The sequence below is a fragment of the Streptomyces sp. NPDC048436 genome (genome assembly GCF_043200355.1).
Classification (GTDB): Bacteria; Actinomycetota; Actinomycetes; order Streptomycetales; family Streptomycetaceae; genus Streptomyces.
The window spans coordinates 1092151-1113554 of the sequence record NZ_JBICXP010000001.1 but is presented as its reverse complement, the minus strand read 5'-3'; the positions used below and the strand labels follow the sequence as shown (position 1 = coordinate 1113554).

22 protein-coding genes and 1 tRNA gene are annotated in these 21404 nt (G+C 70.3%); 18 read left to right on the top strand and 5 right to left on the bottom strand.

Annotated features, from left to right (window positions below):
• The first annotated feature begins 6 nt into the window (after window positions 1-6).
• The 7 genes from ACGFX9_RS05070 (at window position 7) to ACGFX9_RS05040 (ending at window position 5682) form a co-directional block, all read left to right on the top strand.
• Window positions 7-264, top strand: a complete 258-nt coding sequence (locus ACGFX9_RS05070; protein ID WP_393464702.1) for an acyl carrier protein — start codon at window positions 7-9, stop codon at window positions 262-264.
• Window positions 261-1493 carry a beta-ketoacyl-[acyl-carrier-protein] synthase family protein gene (locus tag ACGFX9_RS05065; protein WP_393464699.1) on the top strand — a complete coding sequence of 411 codons (1233 nt, stop codon included), beginning with the start codon at window positions 261-263 and terminating at the stop codon, window positions 1491-1493. The genes ACGFX9_RS05070 and ACGFX9_RS05065 overlap by 4 nt, the downstream gene beginning before the upstream one ends.
• 28 nt (window positions 1494-1521) lie before the next feature.
• On the top strand, window positions 1522-2484 hold the full coding sequence (locus ACGFX9_RS05060; protein WP_393464696.1) for an aldo/keto reductase: 963 nt from the start codon (window positions 1522-1524) through the stop codon (window positions 2482-2484).
• A gap of 13 nt (window positions 2485-2497) precedes the next feature.
• On the top strand, window positions 2498-4174 hold the full coding sequence (locus ACGFX9_RS05055; protein WP_393464693.1) for a 3-hydroxyacyl-CoA dehydrogenase family protein: 1677 nt from the start codon (window positions 2498-2500) through the stop codon (window positions 4172-4174).
• Between the two features lie 104 nt (window positions 4175-4278).
• Complete coding sequence (locus tag ACGFX9_RS05050) at window positions 4279-4773, top strand: cupin domain-containing protein (RefSeq protein WP_393464691.1); 495 nt, start codon at window positions 4279-4281, stop codon at window positions 4771-4773.
• A gap of 74 nt (window positions 4774-4847) precedes the next feature.
• Complete coding sequence (locus tag ACGFX9_RS05045; RefSeq protein ID WP_393464688.1) at window positions 4848-4985, top strand: hypothetical protein; 138 nt, start codon at window positions 4848-4850, stop codon at window positions 4983-4985.
• Window positions 4978-5682: an HAD family hydrolase gene (locus tag ACGFX9_RS05040; RefSeq protein WP_393464685.1), complete on the top strand. Its 705-nt coding sequence runs from the start codon at window positions 4978-4980 to the stop codon at window positions 5680-5682. The genes ACGFX9_RS05045 and ACGFX9_RS05040 overlap by 8 nt, the downstream gene beginning before the upstream one ends.
• A gap of 91 nt (window positions 5683-5773) precedes the next feature.
• Here the strand turns inward: ACGFX9_RS05040 and ACGFX9_RS05035 are convergent, their stop codons facing one another.
• Complete coding sequence (locus tag ACGFX9_RS05035) at window positions 5774-6574, bottom strand: BTAD domain-containing putative transcriptional regulator (protein ID WP_393464682.1); 801 nt, start codon at window positions 6572-6574, stop codon at window positions 5774-5776.
• A gap of 157 nt (window positions 6575-6731) precedes the next feature.
• Here ACGFX9_RS05035 and ACGFX9_RS05030 point away from each other — a divergent pair, with 157 nt between their 5' ends.
• The gene (locus ACGFX9_RS05030; protein WP_393464679.1) at window positions 6732-7748 is read left to right on the top strand and encodes an Lrp/AsnC family transcriptional regulator; all 1017 of its coding nucleotides are present in this window, start codon (window positions 6732-6734) and stop codon (window positions 7746-7748) included.
• Here ACGFX9_RS05030 and ACGFX9_RS05025 read toward each other — a convergent pair.
• Complete coding sequence (locus ACGFX9_RS05025; RefSeq protein ID WP_393464676.1) at window positions 7682-8563, bottom strand: helix-turn-helix transcriptional regulator; 882 nt, start codon at window positions 8561-8563, stop codon at window positions 7682-7684. The genes ACGFX9_RS05030 and ACGFX9_RS05025 overlap by 67 nt on opposite strands.
• 258 nt (window positions 8564-8821) lie before the next feature.
• Here ACGFX9_RS05025 and ACGFX9_RS05020 point away from each other — a divergent pair, with 258 nt between their 5' ends.
• From ACGFX9_RS05020 to ACGFX9_RS05005, 4 genes are all read left to right on the top strand, one after another.
• Window positions 8822-9592: an SDR family NAD(P)-dependent oxidoreductase gene (locus tag ACGFX9_RS05020; RefSeq protein ID WP_393464673.1), complete on the top strand. Its 771-nt coding sequence runs from the start codon at window positions 8822-8824 to the stop codon at window positions 9590-9592.
• A 44-nt stretch (window positions 9593-9636) separates the two neighbouring features.
• On the top strand, window positions 9637-10077 hold the full coding sequence (locus ACGFX9_RS05015; protein ID WP_393464670.1) for an SRPBCC family protein: 441 nt from the start codon (window positions 9637-9639) through the stop codon (window positions 10075-10077).
• Window positions 10078-10234: 157 nt separating this feature from the next.
• Window positions 10235-11776, top strand: a complete 1542-nt coding sequence (locus ACGFX9_RS05010) for an MFS transporter (RefSeq protein WP_393464667.1) — start codon at window positions 10235-10237, stop codon at window positions 11774-11776.
• A gap of 45 nt (window positions 11777-11821) precedes the next feature.
• Complete coding sequence (locus ACGFX9_RS05005; protein ID WP_393464663.1) at window positions 11822-12592, top strand: SDR family NAD(P)-dependent oxidoreductase; 771 nt, start codon at window positions 11822-11824, stop codon at window positions 12590-12592.
• A gap of 53 nt (window positions 12593-12645) precedes the next feature.
• Here the strand turns inward: ACGFX9_RS05005 and ACGFX9_RS05000 are convergent, their stop codons facing one another.
• Both ACGFX9_RS05000 and ACGFX9_RS04995 read right to left on the bottom strand, forming a co-directional pair.
• Window positions 12646-12933 (bottom strand): hypothetical protein, encoded by a 288-nt coding sequence (locus tag ACGFX9_RS05000; protein ID WP_393464660.1) that lies wholly within the window; start codon window positions 12931-12933, stop codon window positions 12646-12648.
• A 45-nt stretch (window positions 12934-12978) separates the two neighbouring features.
• Entirely contained in the window at window positions 12979-13407 is a 429-nt protein-coding gene (locus ACGFX9_RS04995) for a VOC family protein (RefSeq protein ID WP_393464657.1), read from the bottom strand.
• Between the two features lie 222 nt (window positions 13408-13629).
• Here ACGFX9_RS04995 and ACGFX9_RS04990 point away from each other — a divergent pair, with 222 nt between their 5' ends.
• Window positions 13630-14178, top strand: coding sequence for a hypothetical protein (locus ACGFX9_RS04990; protein WP_393464654.1), 549 nt, complete (start codon window positions 13630-13632; stop codon window positions 14176-14178).
• 206 nt (window positions 14179-14384) lie between these two features.
• Window positions 14385-14825 (top strand): VOC family protein, encoded by a 441-nt coding sequence (locus tag ACGFX9_RS04985; RefSeq protein WP_393464651.1) that lies wholly within the window; start codon window positions 14385-14387, stop codon window positions 14823-14825.
• A gap of 90 nt (window positions 14826-14915) precedes the next feature.
• Here the strand turns inward: ACGFX9_RS04985 and ACGFX9_RS04980 are convergent.
• A tRNA-Arg gene (locus ACGFX9_RS04980) sits at window positions 14916-14988 on the bottom strand.
• Between the two features lie 267 nt (window positions 14989-15255).
• Between ACGFX9_RS04980 and ACGFX9_RS04975 the strand changes: the two genes are divergently transcribed.
• The 4 genes from ACGFX9_RS04975 (at window position 15256) to ACGFX9_RS04960 (ending at window position 21349) form a co-directional block, all read left to right on the top strand.
• Complete coding sequence (locus ACGFX9_RS04975) at window positions 15256-16959, top strand: dynamin family protein (protein WP_393464648.1); 1704 nt, start codon at window positions 15256-15258, stop codon at window positions 16957-16959.
• Window positions 16956-18962, top strand: coding sequence for a GTPase (locus ACGFX9_RS04970; RefSeq protein WP_393464645.1), 2007 nt, complete (start codon window positions 16956-16958; stop codon window positions 18960-18962). Before ACGFX9_RS04975 ends, ACGFX9_RS04970 begins: the two co-directional genes overlap by 4 nt.
• A gap of 182 nt (window positions 18963-19144) precedes the next feature.
• Window positions 19145-19588, top strand: a complete 444-nt coding sequence (locus tag ACGFX9_RS04965) for a single-stranded DNA-binding protein (protein ID WP_393464643.1) — start codon at window positions 19145-19147, stop codon at window positions 19586-19588.
• A 321-nt stretch (window positions 19589-19909) separates the two neighbouring features.
• Window positions 19910-21349: a Cys-Gln thioester bond-forming surface protein gene (locus tag ACGFX9_RS04960; RefSeq protein WP_393464640.1), complete on the top strand. Its 1440-nt coding sequence runs from the start codon at window positions 19910-19912 to the stop codon at window positions 21347-21349.
• Window positions 21350-21404: the final 55 nt, after the last annotated feature.

Here is a 21404-nt window from a genome sequence, read left to right as displayed (position 1 = left end):
ACAGCCATGACCACGGCGACCGTGACGCAGAAGATCAAGACCCATCTGGTGTCCGTCCTGAGCGGGAAGTTCGGACTGCCCGAGGACGAAGTGCTCTCCGGGGCCTCCTTCGAGGAGCTCGACATCGACTCGCTCATCCTCGTCGAACTCGGTCTGATCCTCCGCAAGGAGATGGGGATAGTGCTCGAGGAAGGCGAACTGAAGTCCTCGTTCACACTCGACGACGCGGTGGCGGTCATCGAGGCCAAGGACCCCCGCGTGTGAGTACCGCATCCACAGGTGCCGTGGCGATCACCGGCATCGGCCTGCTCACCCCGGCGGGCTCGGGAGCCGAGGAGAACTTCAGGCGCGTGTGCTCCGGCGTCTCCGCGGCGGCGACCGACCCCGAACTGCACGGCCTGCAGGCCGACTTCTCCTGCCGGGTGCCCGGATTCGACGCCAACGCCCTGCTCGGCAGGCGTACGGCCTGGAAGCTGGACCGCTTCGTGCAGCTCGCCCTGGTCGCCGCCCGGCAGGCCGTCGCCGACGCGGGGCTCGACCCCACGTCCTGGGAATCGGCCAGGGTCGGTGTGGTCCTCGGCAACTCCCTCGGCGGGACCGCGACGTTCGAGCGGCAGCACCGCGCGTATTACGAGGGAACACCCGAGGACGTATCGCCCCTGATGATCCCCATGGGCATGGTCAACATGGTGGCCGGATACGTCGCCATGGACCAGCGCATCCACGGCCCGAGCCTGGTCACGGCCACCGCCTGCGCCTCCGGGGCATCCGCCGTCGGCACCGCGCGGCAGTGGCTCGACGCGGGCCTGTGCGATGTGGTGCTCGCCGGCGGCACGGAATCCGCGATCAGCCCCGCCACCCTGACGGGCCTGTCCCGGATGGGCGCGCTGTCGGGCCGCAAGGACGATCCGGGCGCCGCGTCCCGGCCGTTCGCCGCCGACCGGGACGGCTTCGTGGCCGGCGAGGGGGCCGCGGTGCTCGTCCTGGAACGCGAGCGGGACGCCTTGGCCAGGGGGAGGCGCGGCTACGCGCGGATCACCGGGTTCGGGGCGTCGTCGGACGCCCACCACGCCACCGCACCGGAACCTCAAGGGGCCGGGCTCGAACGGGCGTTGCGCACCGCGCTGGCCGACGCGGGCGTCGCACCCGACGACGTGGACCACGTCAACGCCCACGGCACATCGACGCCATTGAACGACCTGACTGAGGCACGCGCCCTGCGCCGCGTCCTCGGCAGCTCGCCCGCGGTGACCTCGACCAAGGGCGTCACCGGTCACACCCTGGCCGCGGCCGGAGCGGTCGAGGCCGCCTACACGGCGCTCGCCCTGCACCACGGGGTGGTGCCGCCGACCGCCAACGTGACCGAACTCGACCCGGAGATCGACATCGACGTGGTGACCGGCGCGGCCCGCCGCGCACGGCTCGACGTCGCGGTCAGCACCTCTCTTGGGTTCGGCGGGCACAACGCCGCGCTCGTCCTGACCACCAGCTGAACCACGCAACCACCCGACAGGAGCATCAGTGAAGACACGCCAACTCGCCGACGGAGGACCGGTCGTCGGGGCTATCGGGCTCGGCTGCATGGGAATGAGCTGGGGCTACGCCGAGTCCCGGCGCGACGACGAGCAGTCCGTCGCCGTGATCCGCCAGGCCGTCGACGCGGGAGTCACCCACCTTGACACCGCCGACGCGTACGGCGACGGCCACAACGAATCCCTCCTGGGCCGCGCCCTCGAAGGGCGTACCGACGACGTGGTGGTGGCCACCAAGGTCGGCATCGTCGTGGACGACCTGGCCACCCGGACCCTGAGCCGGGACGGTTCGCCCCGCCACATCAGGGAGTCCGTCGAAGCCAGCCTGCGGCGCCTGCGCAGGGACACCCTCGACCTGTACTACCTGCACCGGGTGGACCCGGCCGTGCCGCTCGAGGAATCCTGGGCGCAACTCGCCGACCTGGTACGCGAGGGCAAGGTGCGCCGCATCGGCCTCTCCGAGGCGACCGTGGACCAGGCGGAGAGCGCCCACCGCGTCCACCCCGTGTCGGCCGTCCAGTCCGAGCTGTCGCTGTGGACCCGTGACGCCCTGGCCCCCGGCGCCGACATGGTCCGCTGGTGCGCGGACAACGGGGCGTCGTTCGTGCCCTTCGCCCCGCTCGGCCGGGGGTTCCTCACCGGGTCGTTCACCTCGCCCAGCTTCGAGGACGGCGACTTCCGGGCCGCCAACCCGCGGTTCGCTGACGAGGCGTTCACCGCCAACCTGCGCATCGTGGATGCCGTACGCGCCGTCGCCGCCCGGCACGGGGCGACCCCGGCCCAGGTGGCCATCGCCTGGACGCTGGCCCAGGGCGAGCACGTCATCCCGATCCCGGGCACCAAGAACCCGCGTTACCTGGCCGAGAACATCGCGGCCGCGTCGCTGGAGCTGACCGCGGACGACCTGGCCGAGCTCGACCGGGTGCCGGCGCCCGTCGGCAGCCGGTACTGAGAGGGCGTACGACATGGCAGCGGACTCTCTCTTTCCCGACCCGTCCGACCCGTCCGACCCGTCCGGTCGGCCGGTCGCTCGCGCAGCCGTCGTCGGACTCGGCGCCACCGGCAGGGAGCTGGCGCGGCGGCTGGTCGCGGCAGGCATCTCGACGACCGGCGTCGAACCGGACCCCCGGGCCGCCGCACAGGCCAGGACCGAGGCGTCATCGGACCTGCTCACGGTCACCGACGACCTCTCCGCGACCGCCGCGGCAGAGGTGGTCTTCGAAGCGGTACCGGAGCCGGAGCCCCGCAAACGCGCCGTACTGCGGGCCCTCGCCCTGTACAGCGGCGCCCCCGTCGTGACCACGGCACTCACCACCCCGGTGGCCGAACTCGCGGACCCGGAAGGCGCCGAACTGCTCGCCCTGCGGTTCGTCCGCGCCGACCGCCTCGACACCGCAGAGCTGGCCCGGGGGCCGCACACATCGGACGGCACCGCGGCCCATGTCACGGAGCTCCTGCGCCGCATGGGCATCACCTCGCACGCAGTGCCCGACCGGCCGGGATCCCTCGCCCCCGCCCTGCTGTTCGGCATCCTGAACCAGGCGGCCTGGACCTACCACGAGGGATACGCGGACCGGGAGGCGCTGGAGACGGCACTCCGCCTCGGCTGCGGCTGGGACGAGGGCCCGCTGGCGATCCTGGACGCCATCGGCCACCGCACGGCCCGCGACATTCTGGAGGGTCTCCACCAGCGCCTGGGCGAGCGCTACCGGCCGGCTCCCCTCGTCGCCGAACCGGTCACCCGCGCCGACCCGCCGCGGCAGGCCGCCGAACCCGGCGTCAGGACCGTCGCCGTGATCGGCTCGGGCACCATGGCCACCGGCATCGCGGAGGTGTTCCTGCGCGCGGGCTACCGGACCCTGCTCGTCGCCCGCACCCCGCAGAAGGCAGAAGACGCACGCGAGGCCGTCGAGTTCGGGCTGCAGCGTTCCGGAACCAGTGCCGATGACCTCGCGCGGGCCCTCGGCCGCTGGACCGGAACGACCGACCTGGCGCGGGCCGCGGAGGCCGATCTCGTGGTGGAGGCGGTCGTCGAGGACCTGGCGGTCAAGCGGACCTTGTTCGCCGAGCTCGGCCAGGTGTGCGGCCCGGGGACGCTCCTCGCCACGACCACCTCCAGTCTCTCCGTCCATGAGATCGCGGAACCGACAGGACGCCCGGAGAACGTCGTCGGGCTGCACTTCTTCAACCCGCCGCCCGCCATGCGCCTGGTGGAGCTGGTCCACGGCAGGCACACGGGAGACACCGCGTTGCAGCGGGCCCGCGCCGTCCTGAACCGCCTGGGCAAGGTCCCGGTGGAGTGCGCGGACCGCACCGGCTTCCTCGTCAACGCGCTGCTCTTCCCCTGTCTGAACGACGCCCTGGGGCTGCTGGGCGAGGCCGGGGTGGAGCCACCGCTCCTGGACGCCGTCATGAAGTCCGTGGGGCGACAGCCGCTCGGGCCGACCCGGCTGCTCGACACCGTCGGCGCTGATGTGGCCCTGGAGGTCCAGCGGCGCCTCCATGAGGCCACGGGGAGGCCCGAGTTGGTTCCAGCGCGACTTCTGGAGCAGCTCGTGGCCGAGGGCTTCCTGGGACGCAAGAGCTCGGGCCGGGGCGTACGCGCGTACCTGACCGCCCGGTCACAGGCTGACGCGGCCTGAACGGCGTCAGCAGTCCATACCGCCCCCCGTCCCCGCGCGAATCAACCGCGCGAATCAACCGCGCGAACCGACTACGCGAATCAACCACCGAGAGGCGATACCCCATGCCCCGCACCTTCCTGACCCCCCGTCGGCGCAAGCTCGGATACGGCGTACTCGCCGCGGCCCTGTGCCTCACCGCCGGCGGAGTGGCCGACGCCGCCACGTCCGACAAGGCGGACCCGGGCCCGATCACCAGCGAGACCCTCTCCGAGGGCGACTCCTCCCTCCCCTTCAAGGTGAACGCCGACGGGCCGCGCCACCTCGTCTACCGCAAGGCCGTCATTCCGCCGGGCGCGAGCACCGGCTGGCACTACCACCAGGGCGAGGAGATCGCGGTCATCAAGTCCGGGACCCTGACCCGGTACAACGGCTCCGACTGCTCGGTTCGCGTCATCAAGCCCGGCGACGCGCTGGTCGAGCCCACCGGCCCCGAAGAGGTCCACTTCGGTGTCAACAAGGGGAGCGAACCGGTGGTCCTGTACATCACCGACGTACTCCCGGAGGGCGCCGGATTCTCGACACCGGCCCCCGACCCCGGCTGCGACACGTCGAAGTGACCCCGCAGCAGCCCGGGAAGCCCCCGCGGCCCACCGCGTCCCTCGACGAATGGACCTCCCTCATGCTCGCCGCCATGAACTCGGCACCCCCCGCCGTGCAGCCGTCCCGGTCCGTGCACGACGCGCGGCGCCGCCCGCTGGCCCTGGTCGGCGGCCTGTTGCCCCGGACCGTGACGTTCCTCGCCCTTGAGGGCGGCGCCGGACATGGCTGAGCGGGGCGGGGCAGCGGCGGCCAAGGGCAGCGCCCCCATCGCCGTGGCCTTCTTCGACGTCGACGAGACTCTGCTCACCTTCAAGAGCATGTTCCGCTTCCTGGCCCACCACTTGGCGGCCAGGGGCCTGCCGCCCGAGCGGTATCTGCGGGCCGAGGCGGAGCTGCGGGCGAGGGCCGCGGCCGGAGCCGCGCGCTCCGACACCAACCGCGACTACTACCTCCAGTACGCCGGTCAGCCGGTGCGGGAGGTGATGCGGCACGGCCGCGAGTGGTTCGCGGGCGAACTGGCGGGGGGCGGCGCCTTGCACGCCCCCGTGGTGGCCGCTCTGGAGCGGCATCGCGGGGCGGGCGCGCTGACCGTCCTTGTCTCCGGTTCCTTCGTGCCCTGCCTGGAGCCGGTCCGTGAACTCCTGGGCGCGGACCTGCTGCTGTGCAGCGAACCCGAGCAGGCCGAGGGCCACTACTCGGGGCATCTGGAGACGCCGATGATCGGCGAGGAGAAGGCGTATGCGGCCCTGAAGCTCCTGGCGGGGCGGGGCGTCACCCCGTCCGAGGCCGCTGCCTACGGCGACCACGCCTCGGACCTGGCCCTGCTGAAGGCCGTCGGCCATCCCGTGGCCGTCGGGGACGACAGCGTGCTGGGTGCGTACGTCACCGAGGCGGGCGGCGGCAGACTGCCGGGCGTACCGGCCTGAGCCGAGATTCCGGCATGGATGCCGACACATTTGGGGGGTGCCGCGGATCGCGGCACCCCCCACTCGTACATGGCATCGGTCCGAAGCCGGATCAGGACGCGACGCCGGACAAGGCCAGGAACTGCTCATCGGGTTCGTCCTGCAGCAGCACGTGGTGCAGGGTGTTGATGGTGGGGGACGGGGAGATGCCCAGGGTGTCCTTCATGTGGTTCCTCAGCTGCTGGTAGACCTCCAGTGCCGCGGCCCTGCGCCCCGACGAGTACAGCGCCCGCATCAGCTGCGCGTGCACCAGCTCGTGGTAGGGGTGTTCGGTCACGAGCTCGCGCGCCTCCTCGACGGCTTCCTGGGTGCGCCCCATCCGCAGCATCGCGTCGACGAGCAGGGTCCGTGCCCCCAGGTGCAGTTCGACCAGGCGTTGGATGTGCGGCGCGATGAGCCGGCCGGCCCGGACGTTGGCCAGTGGCCGCCCGTGCCACTGCGACAGGCCCCGGCGCAGCAGGCGTTCGGCCTCGGCCGCGTCATCGCGGGCGAAGGCCTCCCTGCTGTCCTGGACGAGCCGCTCGAAGAGGGGTTTGTCCCACTCGCCTTCGCCGACGTTGAGCAGATAGCTGTTCCCGTCGGTGATCAGCCGCTCCGCCGCCACTGCCTTGACCGTGCTGCCGGTGGCCTCGGCCATGGCGCGGCGGATCTGGCCGACGTACGTCTGCAGCGCTGTCATCGCCGTGCGAGGCGCGAGGCCTCCCCAGATCTCGTCGATGAGCATCGGCATGCTCACGCGCTGACCGGCCCGCAACGTGATCAGCGCGAGCGCCTGCCGCTGTTTGGGCGCGGTCGGGGTGATGTCGCGCCGGTCGACGAGAAGGGCCAGGTTTCCGAGTGTGCGGAACTCCATCAAGTCCTCCCGAATAAACCGCGATGGCGGTTTGTTTTTGGTAAAAAAAGAGAGCGCCGACACCACGCCGACACGTGAATGAATCCTGCACCACTGCGGTGAGTCCGGACAACACGACCAGGCGAAACTGTCAGGAACTTGCGATGATCCCGCAGTGATGAAAAATTCCGACACCCTCGACGTCGCCGACAGCCGTGTGATCGCGGCGCTGCAGCTGAACCCACGGGCCGGAAGCGGAGAAATCGGGAGAGCCATCGGCGAGCACGAGCGCACGGTGGCAAGAAGGATCCAACGGCTCATAGCCTGGCGGGTGATTCACCCCACAGCGCTCTACGACGCGGCGCGCAGCGGACTGGGGAGCGTGGTCCAACTCCGGCTCGAAGTCGAGCGAGGGTGCGTGCAGCAGGCCGCCCGCGCCCTCGCACAGCGCAAGGACATACGGCGAGTTGTGGCGGTCAGCGGCCGAAGTGACGTGCTGTGGTGCGAAGTCGTGGTCGACGGACGTGGCGGACTTCACACACTGATGACGGAGGGGATACCCGACGTCCCCACCGTCGAGAAATTCCATGTGAGCACCACGCTGCGGACCTTCACCACGGTCGCCCAGTGGCGCGCGCCGGTGCTGACGACGGCGGAGGAACGCGCGCTGCGGGCGCGCGCGGTGCCTTTCACCTCACCGCTGGCGGACCGGTACGAGCTGACCACGACCGATCACCGTGTCGCCGCGGCGCTGATCAGGAACGCGCGGATCAGCCTCACTGACATGGCGGGCGAACTCGGATTCTCCGTGGCGACCGCGGGCCGTCGCGTCAACTCCCTTCTGGAGCGCGGAATCCTGGCCCTGCGCACCGAGGTCGAACCCGCTCTGCTCGGGCTGCCCGTGCAGGCCCAGATCTGCCTCAAGGTCAGCCCGGCGAAGCTGGACGCCGTCGGTTCCGCACTGGCCGCGTGCCCCGAGGTGCGGTACTGCGCGGCGATCACCGGGACGCACAATCTGATCCTGGAGGTCGCGGTGGCGCACGAGGCCGGCCTCTACCGCTTCTTCGGCGAGCAGTTGGGGAGTATCGAGCACATCGCGGATTTCGCCTGTGAACTGATCACGCACGCCTACAAGCGCGGCTCCGTCATCAAGGACGCGGAACCCGAAGCGGAAAGGAGCCGCTCCAGCTTGTGACGCCCTTCGCTGCCGCGCGGCAAATGCACGGATACCCGCAGGTCCTGACGGGTCGAGGGATGCATGACGAGGTGATCGAATGTCATCTCACCCATCACCGGATGAACCACTGCCTTGGTTCCGTTGGATTCCGCGCGGACTTCGTGCTGATCCCACAGCCGTGCGAATTCCGGGCTCCTTTCATAGAGCCCACTCTGGATTGCGGTGAATCGCGGATCATCGGGAAATGAAGCCGCCGCGCTGCGAAAGTCGGCGACCACCTGTGGTGCGAGGGTGGACCAGTTGGTGAAGAAGTACCGGTATCGCGGTTCGGTGAAGAAGAGGACCAGGCAGTTCTGGCCCTTGCGCGGCACCCCGAACACCGCCTGCGCCGATGAATTGGTCAGGACGTAGTTCCACCAGCGGTCGAGTACGTAGGCGGGATACGGCGACCACGAGTCCATGAGCCGCACGAGTTCAGGCATGGGAGCCGTGTCCGCCCCCACCGCCGGTGGCGGGTTGAGCCCCACCAGGCGGTAGAAGTAGCCGCGTTCGGCGGCGTCGAGGCTGAGGACGCGGCTGATCGACTCGACGACCGAGTCCGAGACCTTGATGATCCGCCCCTGTTCGAGCCAGGTGTACCAGGAGACGCCGATACCGGCGAGCGTGGCCACCTCCTCGCGGCGCAGTCCAGGGGTCCGCCGCAGGCCGCGGCCGGGGAGACCGACGTCCTCGGGCATCACCCTGGCGCGGCGCGATCGCAGGAAGTCACGCAGATCCTCCCGGCGCGGCCTGGCCTGAACCGTACGGACGGCTGTGGTGTGGGTGGTGGTCATAACACCACCATAAGTTGGCTCTACTCATGTCTCGGCAATAGCGAGCAGGATGCTCCACGTGAGCACGAACCTGCCTCGTACGGGGACTCTTAGCCCGCCGACGCACCCGCAGCGAAGAAGCTGCGCTTTCGCAGGCCGTCGCCGTGCGGGCCGTCCTTCCGCAGAGGCGTAATCAGCCCACTGTTCCGGACTTTTCCACGTCGCGCCGTCCAAGCCTTCGTGGCAGCTCATATCTATTGAATGGCTGGGGATTTCACTATGCAGAACACGACCGACGCGGCCCGTTTCGACGGCAAGGTCGCCCTCATCACCGGCGGCGCCACCGGCATGGGTTTCGCCGCCGCCAGGCTCTTCCTCGACGAGGGCGCGAAGGTGGTCATCACCGGCCGCAGCGAGGACCGCCTCAAGCGCGCCGCGGAGCGCCTGGACGCGGGTGACCGGCTGCTCGCGCTGCCCGCCGACGTCTCGCGGCCCGCGGACCTCGACCGGCTGATGGGTGAGGTGCGCGAGCGCTTCGAGCGGATCGACGTGGTGTTCGCCAACGCCGGGATCGGCGTCTTCAAGCGGATCGAGGAGTTCACCGAGGAGGACTTCGACAGCGTGGTGGACGCCAACTTCAAGGGCGTCTTCTTCACCGTCAAGCACGCGCTCCCGCTGCTCCGGGACGGCGGCGCCATCGTCATCAACGCCTCGTGGACCCACCACAAGGGCCTGGCCATCGGCTCGTTGTACGCGGCCGCCAAGGCCGCCGCGGCCAACCTGGCCAAGACCCTTGCCAGCGACCTCTCCGACCGCGGCATCAGGGTCAACGCCATCAGCCCCGGCTACATCGACACCGACATGTTCCGTGAGTCCGTGCCCACCGAGGAGGCCCGCGAGGCGAGCCGCCAGGACGTGGTGCTCAAGCGGATCGGCACCCCCGAGGAAGTCGCCTCCGCCGTGGCCTTTCTCGCCTCCGACGCGGCCTCCTACGTGAACGGCGTCGATCTGCTGGTCGACGGCGGCGTCGCCAACTCCATCCCCGCCTGACCGTCCGGCCCTTCCGAACACATCTACTACAAAAGGGTTGTGGAATGCGCCGCAGCATAGAGACCTACGTGACCATCGACGCACCGGTCGACGTGGTGTGGGACGTGGTCGTCGACCTCGACCGGTACCGCGAGTGGAACCCCTTCATCATCGAGGCGCGCGGCAAAGCCGAGGTGGGCCAGGAACTGAGCCTGCGGATGCAGCGCCCCAAGAAGTCCGAGGAAGAGGTCCACAAGCCCACGGTCACCGTGGTCGAGCAGAACCGCCAGCTCCAGTGGTCCGGAATCATCCGGCACCCGAACGTCTTCCGGGCCCGGCACGAGTTCCTGCTGGAGAAGGGCGACGACGGCGGTGTTCTCCTGCGCCAGCGGGAGGACTTCGGCGGTCTGACCATGCCCTTCGCCGGCGGCATGGTGTGGCGGATCGAAGAGGGCTTCATGCTCATGAACGCGGCACTCAAGGTGCGCGCCGAATCCATCGCATGAAGCGACCCATCGCATGAAGCACACCCAGGCAGTTCACAGCGGCACGCGGCCGGCCGCCGGTCGGCGTACCGCGGCATGCGACTAAGGAGCGCACACGTTGTCTTCCCGTTCAGGTGGGCGAACCCGGGGGCCGAGCCCCCACATCACGTTGATCGCAGTGTTGTTGACCCTGCTGATCCTGCCGACCTCCGTGACCGGGTCGGGTGTGGCGCTGCCGCACATCGGTCTGGACACGGACGCATCCCTTGATGCCCTGCAATGGGTGGTGCACGCCTACAACTTGACCTTCGCCAGCTTCATGCTGGCCTGCGGAGCCCTGGCCGACCTGCTCGGCCGGCGCCGCGTGTTCACCATCGGCGCCGTGCTGTTCACGGCGGCCTCGCTCGTCAGCGCGGTGGCCAGCGACATCTACGTACTCGATCTGGCGCGCGCGGTGGCGGGTGTCGGCGCCGCCGGGCTGCTGACGAGCGGCAGCTCCATTCTCGCCACGAGCTTCGACGGCGCGGCCCGCACCCGGGTGTTCGCGGCCGTCGGTATCGCCACGGGCGGTGGCCTCGCGCTCGGCGCCATGATCGCCGGTGTACTCGCGGACACCCTCGGCTGGCGCTCCTTCTACGGGGTGCACGCGGTGCTCATGCTGCTCGTCCTGCTCGCGGTGCCGTTCATGCAGGAGTCCCGCAGCGAGACCGCGGCCAAGGTCGACTGGCCCGGCACGGCCACCTTCGTCGGCAGTCTCTTCCTGCTCATGCTGGGCATGGTCGAGGGGCCGCAGTGGGGCTGGGCCAGCCCGGGCGTGCTCGGCTGCCTGGCCGGGGCGGTGCTCCTGATGGCGGTCTTCGTCCTGGTGGAGAAGCGGCAGACGCATCCGATGTTCGACCTGGCGCTGCTGCGCAACGCCAGGTTCATGGCGCTCTGCCTGATCCCCGTCGTGGTCACCTTCGCGTTCGTGATCCTGTTGCCGCTGCTGCCGAACTACCTGCTGGTCGCCAACAAGTCGACGAGCCAGGCCGCGGGCAGCACGATGCTCCTGATGACGCTGCCCATCCTGCCCACGCCGCTGCTCGCCGGACGGCTGGTCAGGTGGGGCTGGTCGGCGCGCTCGGTCTTCGCCCTCAGCCTGGCCTGTCTGACGCTGGGCGTCGCCTGGCTGGCCGTCGTCCTGGAACCCGGTATCGGCCTCGGGGGGCTCGCGGGCCCGCTGATCCTCCTCGGCATCGGTCTCGGCCTCAACTTCGGCCTGGTCGACGGCGCGGTCCTGACCGTGGTGGCCCCCGAGGCCACCGGCACCGCGGCGGGGTTCCTCAACACCCTGCGGCTCGGCAGTGAGGCCGTCGTCATCGCCGCCGCCGGATCGGCGCTAGTCAACCTCGTACAGAACTGGCTGAACGACGGCCTCGACAAGTTCCCCGCGTACAAGGGTGACCCCGCCGAGCTGGCCAACAGCGTCAACTCAGGTGATCTGACGGGGCCTTTGGAGAAGCTGCCCGCGGACGTGCGTCCCAGCTTCTTCGACTTCGTGGCCGACGGCTTCACCGGCGCCTGGCAGGCCGTGCTCTGGGCCAGCGCCGCGATCTGCGCGCTTCTGTCGGTGGCCATCTACGTGATGCTCTCCGAGCGGAAGCAAGAGGTGACCGTCGCTCGGGGCGGACAAGCACCGGCTCCCCGGCGGGACGAGGCCACGGCGGACACCGTTTCCTGACGACCGGATCCGGTGGCGGACCGGCCCGATGGCAGACTGGCCTGCATGTTTGAATCGGCTGGTCTGTTGTCGGGCAAGGTCATATTGGTCACCGGGGCCAGCAGCGGCATAGGCGCGGCAGCCGCCGCGGTGTTCGCCCGCGAGGGGGCAGCGGTGGTCCTGACGGCCCGCCGCGAGGCGGAACTCGCGGCGCGGGTGGCGGAGTTGACCGCCAAGGGCCTCAAGGCGTCGTACGTAGTGGCGGACATGACGCGCAGCGAGGACGCGCGGCGGGCGGTCGACACCGCCGTGGAGCGTCACGGAACGCTGGACGGCGCCTTCAACAACGCGGGCACCGGCGGGAATCCGGAGCCCTTGCACACCATGAGCGACGAGGTCTACGACCGCATCGTCGACACCAATGTCCGCGGCCTGTGGAACTGCCTGCGCCCGGAGATCGCAGCCATGCTGAAGGGCGGCGGCGGCTCGATCGTGAACAACAGCAGCGTCGGCGGCCTGGTGGCCATCGCGACAGCCGCCCCCTACGTGGCCTCCAAGCACGCCGTCATCGGCTTCACGCGGGCCGCGGCCGATGAGTACGCGCGGCAGGGGATCCGGGTGAACGCGGTGGCCCCCGGCTCGACGCGCAGTGAGATCACGGCGGACTGGTACGCCGACAACCCCGGCCTGGAGGACGCGATCCACGCGGCGACGCCCCAGGGCCGTACGGCTGCCCCCGAGGAGATCGCCGAAGCGGCGGCCTGGCTCCTGAGCGACCGCGCGTCCTACGTGACCGGCGCGGTGCTCCCGGTCGACGGCGGCTACGTCAACCGGTGAGGCCGCGGATACCGCTGAGGCCGCGGATGCCGATGAGGTCGCTGATACCGAGTTCAGGACGGCTCGTCGGGCAGCAGCCCCATCTGCCCAAGGAACTCCATCTCGTCGAAGTAGAGCCGGTAGTCGACGATTTGGCCGTCCGTCACGGTGGCGATGTCTACCCCGCGGACCCTGATCTCCTTCTGGGTCGCGGGAAGAGTCTCCCCGGAGGGCAGATGCAGCGGCCCGGTGTTCCTGCCGCTGTACTCAACGATGTTGTCGCGCCCGCGGATCTCGCCCTCGTCGGGGGTGACGGCGACCGCGTCCTCGGCGTACAGCGCGGCGATGGCCTTCAGGCCCATTGACCCACCGCAGCCACGGACAGACCGAGGACATGTTCGCGGCCCTCAGTCGATGCAGAACTCGTTGCCCTCGATGTCCTGCATCGGGATGCACGAATCGTTGCCGTCATACAGCGTTTGCACATGAACCGCGCCGAGCGGGACCAGCCGTGCGCACTCGGCCTCGAGCGCGGCGAGGCGCTCTTCCCCCACGAGCCCGGTGCCGACCCGCACATCAAGATGCACCCGGTTCTTGGCGGCCTTCCCTTCGGGGACACGCTGGAAGTACAGACGCGGGCCCACACCTGAGGGGTCGCTGCACGCGAACCACGCGTCCTGCTGCTCGGGCGGCAGCGAGCGCTTGAAATCGTCCCAAGCGGCAAAGCCCTCCGGCGGCGGCGGTACGACGTACCCCAACACCTCGCACCAGAAGCGAGCGAGGCGCTCGGGTTCCGCGCAGTCGAAGGTGACCTGGAACTTCTTGATCGACATCATCCGGTCACCGTATTGGCGCGTGCTGATCACCGAAACCCCCGGCGCGGACTTCACGACGCGGCCACTGTCATGTCACGAACGTGTCCGGAACACGATCAAGATGCAACCGAGATGATCACATCGACTGTCTGGGAAATCAGAAAGCCACACGGGCGAACATTCGCCCAGCTCACTCGCCCGCTCCCCAGGAGCGACAGCCCCACGCAGAGGACAGAGACCAGCATGCGCACTCGGAAGATCTCGGTACTGACCATGACCGCAGTGGCCCTCGGCCTGGCGCTGACGGCATGCGGCAACGACGGCGCCGACAGCACCCCCTCTTCTGCGAGCAGTTCATCGGCGACGGCCACGAGCACCCCGCCGTCCGACACCGCCAAGGGCAAGTCGTCGGGCACGCCCGCCAAGTCCGACACGAAGTGCACCGACCAGGTGGACTACGCGGGCGACTCGCGCTCCAATGCCGAGATCAACTCGATCGGCGAGGACACGGGCACGTGCCCGCCGGTGCAGAAGTCGGCGGCCGACACGAAGTGCACCGACCAGCTCGACTACGCGGGCGACTCCCGCTCCAACGCCGAGATCAACTCGATCGGCGAGAGCACGGGGTCGTGCCCCGAGCCCCAGAAGGCCGACGAGGCGTCGGGTACGCCGAAGGACCCCGACACGGAGTGCACGGACCAGGTCGACTACGCGGGTGACTCGCGCTCCAATGCCGAGATCAACTCGATCGGCGAGGACACGGGCACCTGCCCGCCGGTCAAGCAGAAGTGAATCGCTGACCGTCCGGGGCACGAAGGGTGCCTCACGCGTTACCGCGTGCGGGCGGTGGGTTGGTACATCCGGATGAATCTCACCTGAGGCGCGATCCAGATTTTTCGGAGTCCGGCGGTCCGGGGATGTCGAGGACGTGACATCGGCTCCGTCCCAGGGACATCAGCGGCCACCACCGGCCGGACGAGGAAGAAGGAGAAGCCATCATGGCGATTCAGCGGATGGACAACGTCGGCATCGTCGTCGAGGACATGGACGCCGCCATCGCGTTCTTCGTGGAACTCGGTATGGAGCTGGAGGGCAGGGCGGAGGTCCAGGGCCTCTTCGCCGACCAGTGCACCGGACTCGACGGCGTCCACTGCGACATCGCGATGGTCCGGACCCCGGACGGTCACAGCCGGCTCGAACTGGCGAAGTACCGCAGCCCCGCGGTGATCAGCGCCGGGCCGCGCAACCGGCCGCACAACATTCTGGGCACGCACCGCGTCATGTTCGCCGTCGACGACATCGAGGACACCGTCGCCCGCCTGCGGCCCCACGGCGCCGAACTCCTCGGCGAGATCGCCCGGTTCGAGAACAGCTATCTGCTCTGCTACGTGCGCGGCCCGGAGGGCATCATCGTCGGACTGGCCGAGCAACTGAGCTGAGAAGGCGGGACCGAACAGCAGAAACACGGCGACCCGCTGGAGCGCCCCTGACCAGCAAAAAGGCCCCACCGAAGTGAGGCCTGTGAGAGGCGCCCCCGGCAGGACTCGAACCTGCGGCCAAGCGCTTAGAAGGCGCCTGCTCTATCCACTGAGCTACGGGGGCCGGATGGTGGCCGGTGGCCTGGAGCCCGGGTGGGTCGAGCCGTGACCTTGCCGGAGACAAGGATAGGGCTCCCGGGTCCTTGTCCCTGGCGCTTCGCCTCCGCGGCGCTATGTGGAGGTTCAGTGAAGCGGTCCTGATAATCGCAGGCAGGTGCGAATCCCGCATCGCTTTTGGCGTCTCGCGCCCCGGGTGTTGTGCACTCGTTATGCCTGCGCCCCAGTCGCCCCTTCCGTCCCGAGTGTCCGATCGGCGCGCAGGGGTGCCCATATGCTTCAGAAAGCCGCCAAAATTGGGCATTCTTCGCATGTGGTGACCTTGGACGTACGGCCTCAACTGCTCGACGCACTCTCCGCCCTGCGCGAGCGTGTCGCCGCCGCACGCTTTCCGCTCCCCCTGGCGGGGGCGCCACGCGCGCGTGCCAACCGGGACGAGCTCCTTGCCCAGCTCGACGACTACTTGGTGCCCCGCCTGCGGGCCCCCGAAGCGCCGCTGCTGGCCGTGATCGGGGGATCAACCGGGGCGGGCAAGTCCACCCTGGTGAACTCCCTCGTCGGGCGGCAGGTCAGTGAGGCGGGGGTGCTGCGGCCGACGACCCGTACGCCCGTCCTCGTGTGCCATCCGGAGGATCACCACTGGTTCGCCGGCATGCGCGTACTGCCCGACCTCATGCGCGTATGGGCGCCTCGGCCCGTTCCCCGGAGCGAGGACGACGAGGGGGACGACGGGGGCGAGGAGCTGCTGCCCATCGAGATGGACGGCGAGCGCGCGCTGCGTATCGAGACCTGCGACACCCTGCCCCAGGGGCTCGCCCTGGTGGACGCGCCGGACGTCGACTCGCTCATCTCCGACAACCGGATCCTGGCCGCCGAGCTGATCTCCGCGGCCGACGTGTGGGTCATGGTGACCACCGCTTCCCGGTACGCGGACGCCGTGCCCTGGCATCTCCTGCGTACCGCCAAGGAGCACGACGCCACCCTCGTCACCGTCCTCGACCGGGTGCCGCACCAGCTGGTGGGCGAGGTGTCGCGGCAGTACGGGGCGCTGCTCGCCAAGGCGGGCCTGGGTGACGTGCCGCGCTTCACCGTGCCCGAGCTGCCCGAGTCCGCGGGCGGCGGCGGGCTCCTGCCGGCCACCGCGGTCGCGCCGCTGCGGGCCTGGCTCACCCATCGGTCCCAGGAACCCACGGCCCGTACGCAGGCCATCGCGCGGACGGCGTACGGCGTCATCCAGTCGCTCAACGTGCGGGTACCGGAGATCGCGGGCGCCGTCGCCGCGCAGTACGCGGCCGCGCTGCGGCTCACCGCCGCCGTCGACGATGCGTACGAGAGCGAGCACGCGCGCGTGCAGACGCGTCTGCAGGCGGGCGCCGTCCTCGCGGGGGACGCCCTGAAGCGGTGGCGCAGCTACCCCCTGGACTGCGGCGCGGGCGAGCTGCTCGACGCCGTCGCCGAGAGCCTGGAGGCGCTGCTGCTGTGCGCGGTGACCGCCGCCGACGAGCGCATCGACGAGGCCTGGCGGCGTGAGCCCGCCGCGGCCGCCCCCGGGCTCGGCGACCGCGACAGGGCCGCTGAGAGCGCCGATGGTGCCGAGAGCGCCGAGCATCGCATCGGGATGGCCGTACGACGCTGGCGGCGCGTCCTGGAGGAGTACGCCGATGACGAGATCCGCGCGCTCGACAGGCTGGAGAAGAACCTCGTCCCCGACTCCGAGATGGTGGCCGCCCTGCTCGCCACCACCCTGCTCGGCGGGCGCCGCGCGGCCTCGGCGGGCGAGACGCTCGCCGAACGCATGGGCGCCCAGGGCGCGCTCCGGCTGCGGGACCGGGGCGGACGCCTGCTCGCCACCTACCTGGACAACGTCCTGCGCGCCGAACGCGAACGACGCCTCGCCCCTCTCGACGCCCTCGACGTGAACCCCGAACCCCAGGCCGACCTGATCGCCGCGCTGTCCGTACTGCAGAAGGAGAGGTGACCGCGGTGACTGCTCTCACTGATCACACCGAGCACGAACATGAGCGCGATGGGGAGCGCGACGGGAAGCGCAAGCGTGAGCGCGCCCGCGAGGGCTCCCGGGAGCGTGATGAGCGTTCCGCGGGGCCAGGAAGGGCCGCCGAGGGTGCTTCCGCAGCCACTTCCGCTTCCGCCTCCACGGGTGACCGTGGCGGCGCCGAAGTCTCCGAAGTCGTCTGGGACGACGGGCTGATCGCGCGGCGGGGCGGCTCCACGCGCGGCGGCGCGGGCCAGGGCCCGGCAGGTGGCGCCGACGCGTACGCACCGGCGGCGGCCCCCTCCGCCACTACGCCGTCCGGTGCCTCCTCCGCTGCCTCCGCTTCCTCCCCCTGCGCCCCTCCCGCCGATGCCACGCCTTCGACCGCGTACGACGGGCCTCTGCGCTCCCGGCTCGACGCCCTGCGCGAACTCGTCGGGCTCTCCCGCACCCGCCTCGACAGCGGGACGCTCGCCGAAGCGGGCCGGGTCCTCGACGAGGCGGCGGCCCGGCGCAGGCTCTCGGGCCGGCACACCGTCGTAGCCATCGCGGGCGCCACGGGAAGCGGCAAGTCGACGCTGTTCAACGCCCTGGCCGGGGTGACGATCTCGGAGACCGGGGTGCGCAGGCCGACCACGGCGGCCCCCATCGGCTGCAGCTGGACCGACGGCGCCGCGGCGCTCCTGGACCGGCTCGGCATCCCGGGGCGCCTGCGCAGGCGCCCGCTCCAGGGCCCGGACGCGAGCACCCTGGAGGGGCTCGTCCTGATCGACCTGCCCGACCACGACTCGGCGGTCGGGGAGCACCGCGCGCACGTGGACCGGATTCTCGAGCTCGTCGACGCGGTCATCTGGGTCGTCGACCCGGAGAAGTACGCCGATGCCATGCTGCACGAGCGCTATCTGCGGCCCATGGCCGGGTACGCCGAGGTCACCTTCGTGGTGCTCAACCAGATCGACCGGCTCCCCGGAGACGCCGCCGACCAGGTCCTCGACGACCTCCGGAGGCTGCTCGACGAGGACGGCATCGCCCTCGGGGAGCACGGCGAACCCGGCGCCACCGTACTGGCGATCTCCGCCCTTACCGGCGACGGAGTCGGTGAACTCCGGGAGTCCCTCGGGCAGTTCACCCAGGAGCGGGGCGCCGCGGCCCGGCGGATCACGGCCGACCTGGACACCGCCGCCGACCGGCTGTGGCCCGTGTACGCGGCCGGGGCAGGCGGCCGGGGCAGGGCGCGGGCCGGGCTCAGCGAGGAGGCGCGCGAGGAGTTCGCCGACCGGCTGGCGGACGCGGTGGGTGCGGCGGCGGCGGGGCAGGCGGCCGAACGGGCCTGGCGGCGCAATGCGGGCAAGGCGTGCGGCACTCCCTGGCTACGGCTGTGGCGGTGGTACGAGGCTCAGCGTTCGCCGAGCAACGTCGGCTGGCCCGTGGCGCCGGCACCGGCGGACGAGGAGGCGACCGCTCGCCAGCGCGTCGAGCACGCGGTGCGCACGGTGGCTGACGAGGCGGCTTCGGGGCTGCCCACGCCCTGGGGTCTTGCCGTGCGGGAGGCGGCGGCGCGCGGAGCGGAGGGGCTGTCCGAGGCGCTCGACAAGCTGACGGTGAAGGCCGGAGTGCCACAGGGGCGGCCGCCGCGCCCCGGGTGGTGGCCGGTCGCGGTCCTCGCCCAAGCGGCGATGACGCTGCTCCAAGTCGTGGGCGGGCTCTGGCTGGTGGGGCAGATCATCGGGATCGCCGTACCGAATCTGGGCGTGCCGGTGCTGCTCATGGTGGCGGGCATCGTGGGCGGTCCCTGCGTGGAGTGGGCGAGTCGGATGGCGGCGCGGGGGCCGGCGCGACGCTATGGCCTGGAAGCGGAACGGCGGCTGCGGGAGGCGGCCGCGGGGTGCGGCCGTGCGCGGGTCCTGGATCCGGTGGCGGCGGAGCTGCTGCGGTATCGGGAGGTCCGGGAGCAGTATGCGCGGGTGATGGGGGCCTCGGCCGGGTGATGGGGGCCGCGGCCGGGTGAGTTACGTCCGTTGAGGGCTCGTTCGGGTGAGGGAGTTTTCCACAACTGCCCGGTAGCCCACAGGGCTCAGCAGGATCTTCCCGACCGGTCCACTCTGAGATCGAAGCCGCGGGACCGACCGCCGCGGCAGCGAAATCGGAGTGGACGAGGGAGGGGTTCGGCATGAACGAGACCTTGGTGACGGTGGTGGGGAATGTCGCGACGACGCCGGTGTTCCGGGAGTTGCCCTCCGGACCGGTGGCGCGGTTCCGGCTAGCGGTGACCTCGCGGTACTACGACGCGGTGCAGAACGTCTGGACGGACGGGCACACCAACTTCTTCACGGTGTGGGCGAGGCGGACACTCGGGACGAATGTGCAGGGCTCGCTGACGATCGGAGAACCCGTCATCGTGCAGGGGAAGTTGAAGGTGCGCGACGAGGAGCGGGGCGGCCAGCACTGGACGTCGGCGGACATCGACGCGATGGCCATCGGCCACGATCTCTCGCGGGGTACGGCGGCGTTCCGGCGGGTGCTCAAAGCCAATGCGGCGCTGACGGATCCGGGCGCGGGGCGTGAGCCGGACCATGGTGCGATGCGCGAGCCGGAACCTGAGCCGGTGGGGTGACGGGGCGTCAAAACATGGTCGCCCGCGAGGCGACCGATGTGCGGCTTATCGGCGAATGGGTGCCGTTGATTTGTCGATAAGCCCAGCTGGGGACGGGTGTTGGCGATAACGATTCCGGATCGGATCGGTTATCGAACGGCAGTACTGGGGACCATGGTGTGCCGCGTCTCTAGGATGCCGAACGTAGCTCACGGGGCAGTTGGTAGTGGATGCCACACAGGTGGCAGGTGATTCTGCCCCTTTCAATCTGATGGCGGGACCACCCCCCTCGAAGTGAACGGGTCCCGTCCGGAGGGGAATTCTGTGTCTTTTGCGCGTTCTGTGTTCTCTGTGTTCTCCGCGTCCTCCGGGGGCTCCGCGTGCTCGGCGCCGTCCCGGCGGAGACGGGGCACCGCGCGCCTCGCCGCCGTGTCCTTGGCGACCGGGCTCGTCGCCGCGGGCGCGATAGCCGCCGCGGGGCCGGCCGCGGCGGACGAGGCTCCGCAGCACTCGGGTGGAGCCACCGCGACCCTGAGCGGTCTCCAGACGTACGACCAGGCCGTCATCCGTGACCACGGCTCGAGCCAGCAGGTGCCCGCCGGACTCTTCGAGATGTCCGTGGACGGCGGCGGCACCCTGCAGACGTACTGCGTGGACATCCACAACCCCACGCAGAAGGACGCGCAGTACCAGGAGACCCCCTGGAGCGGCACTTCCCTGAACGGCAACAAGGACGCGGGCCGGATCCGCTGGATCCTGCAGAACTCCTACCCCCAGGTGAACGACCTCGCCGCACTGGCCGACAAGGCAGGCGCACGGGCGCTCACCGAGCAGTCCGCGGCGGCCGGCACCCAGGTCGCGATCTGGCGCTACTCGGACAACGCCAAGGTGGACGCGGTCGACCCGCAGGCCGAGAAGCTCGCCGACTACCTCTACAAGAGCGCCCGCGGCGGCGCGGAGCCCAAGGCGTCGCTGACGCTCGACCCGCCCGCGCTGTCCGGGCGTGCGGGGGAGCTGCTCGGTCCGGTCACCGTGCGGACGGACGCGGACGCCGTGACCGTGACGCCGCCCGCGGACTCGGTGGCGAGCGGGGTGAAGATCGTCGGCAAGGACGGCAAGCCCGTCACGTCCGCGGCCAACGGCAGCCGGCTCTTCTTCGACGTACCCAAGGGCGCCCCGGACGGCTCGGCGGCGCTCGCCGTCCAGGCCTCCACCACGGTGCCGGTCGGCCGGGCCTTCGCATCCGAGACCCGGAGCCAGACGCAGATCCTCGCGGGCTCGAGCGAGTCGACGGTCTCCGCGTCGGCGAGCGCCAGCTGGGCCAAGAAGGGCGCGATACCGGCACTGTCCGCCGAGAAGAACTGCGCCGAGGGCGGCGTGGACATCACGGCGAGCAACAAGGGAGACGAGGCGTTCACCTTCCGCCTCATGGGCTTCAAGCACACCATCGAGGCCGGTACGTCGCGGACCGTGACGATACCGCTGCAGGAGGACCAGCCCTACGACTTCACGATCAAGGGGCCGAACGGCTTCGAGAAGCGGTTCAAGGGCGTACTCGACTGCAAGACCGAGGGCAGCGCGCTCGGCAACAAGGCAGAGCCCGCCTCCGAGCCGAGCCCGGCCTCGGCAGGCGGCACGGGCATCGGTGACGGCGACCTCGCGGAGACCGGCGGATCCAGTGCGACGCCGATGATCGCGGGTATAGCGGTCCTGATGGTGGTGCTTGGCGCGGCGGCGATGTTCTTCCTGCGCAAGAGAACGTCATCGAGAAACCGTCAGTGACCGCCCAAATACAGGGGAGTGCCGGAGAACGCCCAGCTCACGGCCCCCGCCCCAT